Origin of the sequence: Massilia jejuensis (genome assembly GCF_042656795.1) — a bacterium.
Taxonomy (GTDB): domain Bacteria; phylum Pseudomonadota; class Gammaproteobacteria; order Burkholderiales; family Burkholderiaceae_D; genus Telluria; species Telluria jejuensis.
The window spans coordinates 277,916-284,580 of sequence record NZ_JBHSMS010000023.1; the positions used below are offsets into that span (position 1 = coordinate 277,916).

Consider the following 6,665-nt stretch of genomic DNA (forward strand, 5'->3'; position numbering starts at 1 on the left):
GGAGAGATGGATGCGACGTCCGATTATAGTGGCCTTCTTCAGCTTCGCTCTCATGGCGTGCCAGGTGCTGGCCGCCGAACGCGGTGCGCTGTTCAAGGTCAGCGGCCATGGCCATACCTTGTACCTGTATGGAACCATCCACGCGGGCAAACCCGACTACTACCCGCTCGAGCCGCACATCGCCAAGGCCGTCGCGGCCGCGCCCACGCTGGCGCTGGAAGTCGATACGGCGCGCGACCCCGGCGCCGTGCAGGCAGCTTTTGCCCGGCATGGCGTGTTCGCGGCCGGCAGCCCGGGCTATGCGGGCCTGCCCGGCGAGCGACGCCGGCGCCTGGAGGCGGCCTTGAAGCAGCAAGGTGTCGACCTGGCCGCCGTGATGCAGTTGAAACCCTGGATGTTGGCGACGATGCTGACGGTGCGCGACCTGGCCCGACTGGGCTACGACCCGGCCTTCGGCGTGGATGCGCACCTGGCCGGCCTGGCGCGCGGCAAGGCCCGCATCGCCGAGCTGGAGTCAAGCGAGTACCAGGCGGCGCTGCTGGACCGGCTGCCGCTCGCGATGCAATGGGACCTGCTCGAAGAAACCCTGGCCCACATGGCGTCGGGGCGCCAGCTGCGCGAGGCGCGCGAACTGTTCGAGGCCTACGAGCGCGCCGACCGGCAGGCGCTCGAGCGCATCGCCGCGCGCATCGACAGCGACGACAGCGTCAGCGGCAAGTTCGTGCGCGAGATCGTGCTGGACGAACGCAACGGGCCGATGGCCGAACGACTGGCCGCGCTGCTGGCGCGCGACGACAATGCGGTGGCCGCGATCGGCTTGATGCACTTGCTGGGAAAGGGCGGCGTACCGGTGCTGTTGCGCCAGCGCGGCATGCAGGTGGAACGGATATATTGAGGCCAGTGCGCTGCGGGGGAGATGGTGCCCTTTACGTGGATTGAACACGTGGCCTCTCCCTTACCAAGGGAGTGCTCTACCACTGAGCTAAAAGGGCGGTACTGGCATGGCGGCATGGACGCCGCCACGAGATTTATTTAGTGCGAGCGGATCATAGTGCCAAAAGCCTGTTCGGTCAAGACTTCCAGCAACAAAGAGTGCTCGATGCGGCCATCGATGATGTGCACGGTGTTCACGCCGGACTTCGCCGCGTCGAGCGCCGACGAGATCTTCGGCAGCATGCCGCCCGAGATCGTGCCGTCTTCGAACATCTCGTCGATTTCACGCGCCGACAAGTCCGTCACCAGATTGCCGGCCTTGTCCTGCACGCCGGCGATGTTGGTCATCATGATCAGTTTTTCCGCCTTCAGGATTTCCGCGATCTTGCCGGCCACGACGTCGGCATTGATGTTATAGGCTTGCCCGTCCTGGCCAAAGCCGATCGGAGAGATAATCGGAATGAAGGCGTCGTCCTGCAGCGCCTTGACGACCGCCGGATTGATCGCCTCGATTTCGCCGACAAAACCGATGTCGACGAATTCGCCCGGCTTTTCCTTGTCCGGCATGCTCATCTTGCGTGCGCGGATCAGGCCGCCGTCCTTGCCGGTCAGGCCGACAGCCTGGCCGCCGTAGTGGTTGATCAGCATGACGATGTCCTGCTGCACTTCGCCGCCCAGTACCCACTCGACCACTTCCATGGTTTCTTCGTCGGTGATGCGCATGCCCTGCACGAAGCTGCCCTGCTTGCCGATTTTCTTCAGGGCGTTGTCGATCTGGGGACCGCCGCCGTGCACCACGACCGGGTTCATGCCGACCAGTTTCAGCAGGATGACGTCGCGCGCGAAGCCGTGCTTCAGGCGTTCGTCGGTCATGGCATTGCCGCCGTACTTGATGACAATCGTCTTGCCATGGAAGTTGCGGATATAAGGAAGCGCCTCGGCCAGGATCTGCGCCTTGATCTGCGGCGAAACCGCGGTCAGGTCACTCGATGGTTCCTCGGTTTTCAAGCTGGTCACGTGAGCGTTCATGGGGAGTCCGAAATGAATGTGGCGGAGATTTTACAGGCAACACGGGCGCCCTTGTAGGCATTCTGGGTCGCATTTGTTGTATTTTATCGTGTGACCGGGTCAGGATCGCTGCCGATGAATGCCACTACGATATTACACATGACGAATAATTGCTGTCGCAAGGCTGCGCCATGAGCCAATGCAGCCGTTGCGGCGCCGCCTTTGGCTGTGCCATGGCCGATGCTGCGCCAGGACCGTGCTGGTGCACCGAACTGCCTGCCGTGGTGCCGCTGCCGGGTGCGCATGCCGCCTGCTGGTGCCCGGCCTGCCTGCGCGCGCATATTGCCGCGACCGCCGACCTGCCTGGCGAAAAACAGGTCGGCGCTTGAGCGGCGCCGGCAGCGGCGTCCGAGCGCCGCCGGTGGCCGCTCAACGGTGCGTGGCGAAAAAGCGCAGCATTTCGCGGCTCGCATCCGGTCCCTTGCCGTCGGTATAGCTGCCGCGGGCGCTGCCGCCCGACCAGGCATGGCCTGCACCGTGGATGACCCAGTGCTCGCCATGGACCTTGCCGTCGGCATGCTTGTGCATGGTGCGGGTGTAGGTATGGCCGTCCGGCACCCGGCCCGGCTCGACCGCCATGATCGCGGCGGCGTCGCGCGCATGCACCATCAGCTCGTCGCCATTGGTCGGGTGCACGGTATGGTCCTGGTCGCCGTGGAAGACGATGATCGGGATCGCCTTGCCGGGCTTGTTCTGGCGCTGGAGCTGGCCCTGCATGGCGGCCAGGGCCGAGGGCAGGTCGTGGGCCGAGGCGTAAGGCAGGCCCGAGTGCACGCCGACGGCCGCGTACAGCTCCGGGTAGAGCGTGCCCATGATGGTGGCCATGGCGCCGCCGGCCGACAGGCCGGCCACATACACCTGGGCCGGGTCGATGCTGTGCCGGTCCATGATCTCGCGCGTGATGCCGGCGATGATCGAAGGCTCGCCCTGGTCACGCTTCTGGTCGACGTCGCTGAACCAGTTCCAGCAGCGCGAGGAATTGGCCTGGCGCGATTGTGCCGGATACACGACGAGGCAGCCGGTCTCCTCGGCCAGCGCGTTCATTTGCGTGCCGCTGGCAAAATCGTCCGGATCCTGGGTGCAGCCATGCAGCATCACGACCAGGGCTGCCGGCTTGTCTGCCTGATAGGAGCTCGGCACATACAGCTTATAGCTGCGGGTACCGGCGCGGTTGCTGAAGCTGCCGTCGCTGAAGGTACCGGGCAGCAGCACGGCCGGCTCGTTGGCGGCGGCGCCGCCATGGCCGAAGGTGCGGCTCAGTTCGGCGAGCATGTCCGGCACCTCCGACGGCGTGCGCAGGTGCTGCATGCCATTGGCTTGCGAGAAGCCGCTCATCTGGGCTTGCGCCGCCTGCGTCATGGCCGAGGCGTTCTTCAGCGCGTCCTGGATCACCTTGTTGGTGTCGAGCGGGGGCTTCTTGACCAGGTTGCGGCTAGCGGCACGCATTTGCGCGAATAGTTTGTTGTTCATATTTAAATTCAGTTTCATTTGGCTTCCTTTTTGTGCGCTTATTTGATGCGCTCTGCCAATGCGGCCTTGATGGCGGTGCTTGCATGCAGCGCGCCGAGGACCGAAATCGATTCGATGGTGGCCAGGGCCAGTTCGACCGTGACGTCGCTGGCGATGCTGGCCATGCCGAGCACCTGGATCTGCAGGCGGATACCGGCTTGCTGCGCCGCTTCCAGGTCGGCCCGGGAATAATGGTGCAACCCCAGCACCAGGCTGCGGCGGGCAACGGTTTGCCGGACCACGTCCGCGTGCGTATTGAGCTGATTGCGGATGGCCGTGCGGATCAGGTCGGTACGGTTGCTGTAAAACCCTTCGCTGACCAGCAGGTCGATCTGGCCCAGGTCGATCATGCCCAGGTTGATCGTGATCTTTTCCGTGTCAGCCAGCTTCGGTTTGACTTCGTTAACAGTCATCATTTGGCTCCGCATTGCTTACACCATCCTTTCAAACCATCCTCTTACCATCCACATGGATGGTTTCGCAGAACGCCAAGTCTACGCGCTTGGGTTCCAAGGTCAAGCGCGATTTGATTGAATCGGGTAATCTCTTTCTCCATGAGTCCAGAATTACAACCCGGCTTGCGCTTCGCGTGGCAGTACACGGTGCCCGCGCGCGCCACCGTTCCCCAGCTCTACCACGACACCGCGTTCTGCCTCGACATGCCCGAGGTGCTGGCCACCGGCTACCTGGTCGGCATGATGGAACTGGCCTGCGTGCACGGGATGCGTCCTTTCCTCGACTGGCCGCGCGAACAGAGCCTGGGCACGATGGTCAGTTTCCGGCACCTGGCGCCGACGCCGCCCGGCATGACGCTGCGCATCGAGGGCGAGGTGACCGAGGTCCAGGGCCGGCGCGTGCGCTTCGAGGTACAAGCCTGGGACGAGCGGGAACGCGTCTGCGAGGGCACCCACGAGCGCTGCGTGATCGATGTCGAACGCTTCAATCGGCGTGTTGCGGATAAGCGTCAGGCGCATGGAGAGGCGGCATGAACCTGGCGCCGCCCGAACTGCAAACCCCGGTCCCTTCGCCCTGCATCAACCTGTGCGAGATGGACCAGACAACGGGCCTGTGCCGCGGCTGCCTGCGCACGATCGACGAGATCGTTGCCTGGGGCAGTGCCGGCGACGAGCTCAAGCGCGCGATCTGGCTTGACATCCGGCGCCGTGAAGCGGACCTCGATTTTGGCTGACCTGGCGCCGCGCCTGCCCGCCACGATGCGCCTGTTCGAGCGCGGCTGGCTGTCTTCGAACAATGTTTTGTTTACAGGCAGCGAGACGGCGCTGGTCGACAGCGGCTACCTGACGCACGCGCCGCAAACGCTGGCGCTGGTGCGCCACGCGCTTGGCAGCCAGCCGCTGGATCGCCTTTTGAATACCCATTTGCATTCGGACCATTGCGGCGGGAATGCCGCTCTGCAGGCCGCGTACGGCTGCCATACGGCCATCCCGAGGCTGGAGGCCGGCAAGGTCGCCGCCTGGGACGAGGAAGCGCTCTCTTTCCGCGCGACCGGCCAGCAATGCACACGCTTCAGCTTCGATGCGCTGTTGCAGCCAGGGCAAAGGCTGGAGCTGGGCGCGATGGCATGGGAGGTGCTGGGCGCGCCCGGGCACGATCCGCATGCCTTGTTGCTGTTTTGTCCAGCCGAGGGCATCTTGATTTCGGGCGATGCGCTCTGGGAAAATGGCTTTGGCGTGATTTTTCCGGAGCTCGACGGCGAATCCGGTTTCCTCGAGGCGCGCGCGACGCTCGACCTGATCGCCGCGCTCGATGCGCGGGTGGTCATTCCCGGGCATGGGCGGATGTTTGCCGATGTGGCCGGAGCCTTGCGGCGTGCTTATTCGCGGCTCGATTACTTGGCGGCCGACCCCAGGCGCAATGCGGAAAATGCGGTCAAGGTGCTGGTCAAGTTCCTGCTGCTCGAACGCCAGCGGATCCGGTTGCAGGAAGTGCCGGGGCTGCTGGCAGCCATTCCGGTGGTGGGCAGCGCCATGCGCTGCATCGACATGGCGTCCATGGCCAATGAGCGCGCGTTCGACGCAGCGTCGCACGGCGGCGCCTCGGAACCGGTACGCGACCCCTATCTCAGCCTCGCCAACTGGGCCATCGCCGCCCTGGTCCGCGCCCAGGCCGCCGGCATCGAGGGCGATTATCTCGTCGACCGGTGAATTTAGAGCCATCGATCTAGCACGATCGTGCTTTTTTGACCCTATAATCGACGACGCCGATCAATCCACGCCGAAAGCCGCCCATGACGCTGCCAACCGTACTGCAAGACCTTTCCTTACCCGTGATCGCCTCGCCGATGTTCATCGCCAGCGGTCCGGCCCTCGTCGCGGCCCAGTGCAAGGCGGGGATCGTCGGATCCTTCCCGGCCCTGAATGCCCGCCCGGCCGAGCTGCTCGATACCTGGCTGACCGACCTGCAGAAGGAACTGGCCGACTACGCCGCCGCCAACCCGGGCGCGAAGATCGGCCCGATCGCCGTGAACCAGATCGTGCACGCCTCGAACACGCGCCTCGAGCACGATGTCGACGTCTGCGTGCAGCACCAGGTGCCGATCATTATCTCTTCCCTGCGCGCGCCGCCGAAAGCGATGCTCGATGCCGTGCACAGCTATGGCGGCATCGTGCTGCACGACGTGGTCTCGATCCGCCACGCGCAGAAGGCGCTGGAAGCCGGCGTCGACGGCCTGATCCTGGTGGCGGCCGGCGCCGGCGGCCATGCCGGCGCCCTGTCGCCATTTGCACTGGTGGGCGAAGTGCGTAAATTCTTCGACGGTCCGATCGCCCTGTCGGGATCGATCGCCACCGGCGACGCCATCCTGGCCGCCCAGGCCATGGGCGCCGATTTCGCCTACATCGGCTCGCGCTGGCTGGCCACGAAAGAATCGAACGTCAGCGACGAATACCGCGACGCGATCGTCGAGTCGAGCGCGGCCGACGTGGTCTACACGAATTTGTTCACGGGCGTGCACGGCAACTACCTGAAGAAATCGATCGTCAACGCGGGCCTGGATCCGGAGGCGCTGCCGGAATCGGACAAGAGCAAGATGAGCTTCGGCGACGGCGGCTCGAAAGCCAAGGCCTGGCGCGATATCTGGGGCGCGGGCCAGGGCGTGGGCCTGATGCATGACGTGCCGACGGTGGCCGAGATGG

Annotated in this window: 9 protein-coding genes and 1 tRNA gene; 6 read left to right on the forward strand and 4 right to left on the reverse strand. The window is 64.6% G+C overall.

Annotated features, from left to right (window positions below; genetic code table 11):
- The first annotated feature begins 10 nt into the window (after positions 1-10).
- Entirely contained in the window at positions 11-895 is an 885-nt protein-coding gene (locus ACFPOU_RS06915; protein WP_379718626.1) for a TraB/GumN family protein, read from the forward strand.
- 22 nt (positions 896-917) lie between these two features.
- On the opposite strand, the gene ACFPOU_RS06920 is transcribed toward ACFPOU_RS06915, so the two are convergent.
- Both ACFPOU_RS06920 and argB read right to left on the reverse strand, forming a co-directional pair.
- A tRNA-Thr gene (locus tag ACFPOU_RS06920) sits at positions 918-992 on the reverse strand.
- 40 nt (positions 993-1,032) lie between these two features.
- Positions 1,033-1,962, reverse strand: coding sequence for an acetylglutamate kinase (gene argB / locus ACFPOU_RS06925; RefSeq protein ID WP_379718629.1), 930 nt, complete (start codon positions 1,960-1,962; stop codon positions 1,033-1,035).
- Between the two features lie 170 nt (positions 1,963-2,132).
- Between argB and ACFPOU_RS06930 the strand changes: the two genes are divergently transcribed.
- Entirely contained in the window at positions 2,133-2,330 is a 198-nt protein-coding gene (locus ACFPOU_RS06930; protein ID WP_379718632.1) for a cysteine-rich CWC family protein, read from the forward strand.
- 40 nt (positions 2,331-2,370) lie between these two features.
- On the opposite strand, the gene ACFPOU_RS06935 is transcribed toward ACFPOU_RS06930, so the two are convergent.
- Positions 2,371-3,471, reverse strand: a complete 1,101-nt coding sequence (locus tag ACFPOU_RS06935) for an extracellular catalytic domain type 1 short-chain-length polyhydroxyalkanoate depolymerase (RefSeq protein WP_379718634.1) — start codon at positions 3,469-3,471, stop codon at positions 2,371-2,373.
- A gap of 38 nt (positions 3,472-3,509) precedes the next feature.
- A complete protein-coding gene (locus ACFPOU_RS06940) occupies positions 3,510-3,923 on the reverse strand; it encodes a CopG family transcriptional regulator (protein WP_379719020.1) in 414 nt (137 codons plus the stop codon).
- Positions 3,924-4,064: 141 nt separating this feature from the next.
- Here ACFPOU_RS06940 and ACFPOU_RS06945 point away from each other — a divergent pair, with 141 nt between their 5' ends.
- The 4 genes from ACFPOU_RS06945 to ACFPOU_RS06960 form a co-directional block, all read left to right on the forward strand.
- Positions 4,065-4,499 carry a thioesterase family protein gene (locus ACFPOU_RS06945; protein ID WP_379718637.1) on the forward strand — a complete coding sequence of 145 codons (435 nt, stop codon included), beginning with the start codon at positions 4,065-4,067 and terminating at the stop codon, positions 4,497-4,499.
- The gene (locus tag ACFPOU_RS06950) at positions 4,496-4,699 is read left to right on the forward strand and encodes a DUF1289 domain-containing protein (RefSeq protein ID WP_379718640.1); all 204 of its coding nucleotides are present in this window, start codon (positions 4,496-4,498) and stop codon (positions 4,697-4,699) included. Before ACFPOU_RS06945 ends, ACFPOU_RS06950 begins: the two co-directional genes overlap by 4 nt.
- A 25-nt stretch (positions 4,700-4,724) precedes the next feature.
- Positions 4,725-5,675, forward strand: coding sequence for an MBL fold metallo-hydrolase (locus ACFPOU_RS06955; RefSeq protein ID WP_379718642.1), 951 nt, complete (start codon positions 4,725-4,727; stop codon positions 5,673-5,675).
- A gap of 83 nt (positions 5,676-5,758) precedes the next feature.
- On the forward strand, positions 5,759-6,665 hold a 907-nt coding region (locus ACFPOU_RS06960), incomplete at its 3' end, for an NAD(P)H-dependent flavin oxidoreductase (protein ID WP_379718645.1).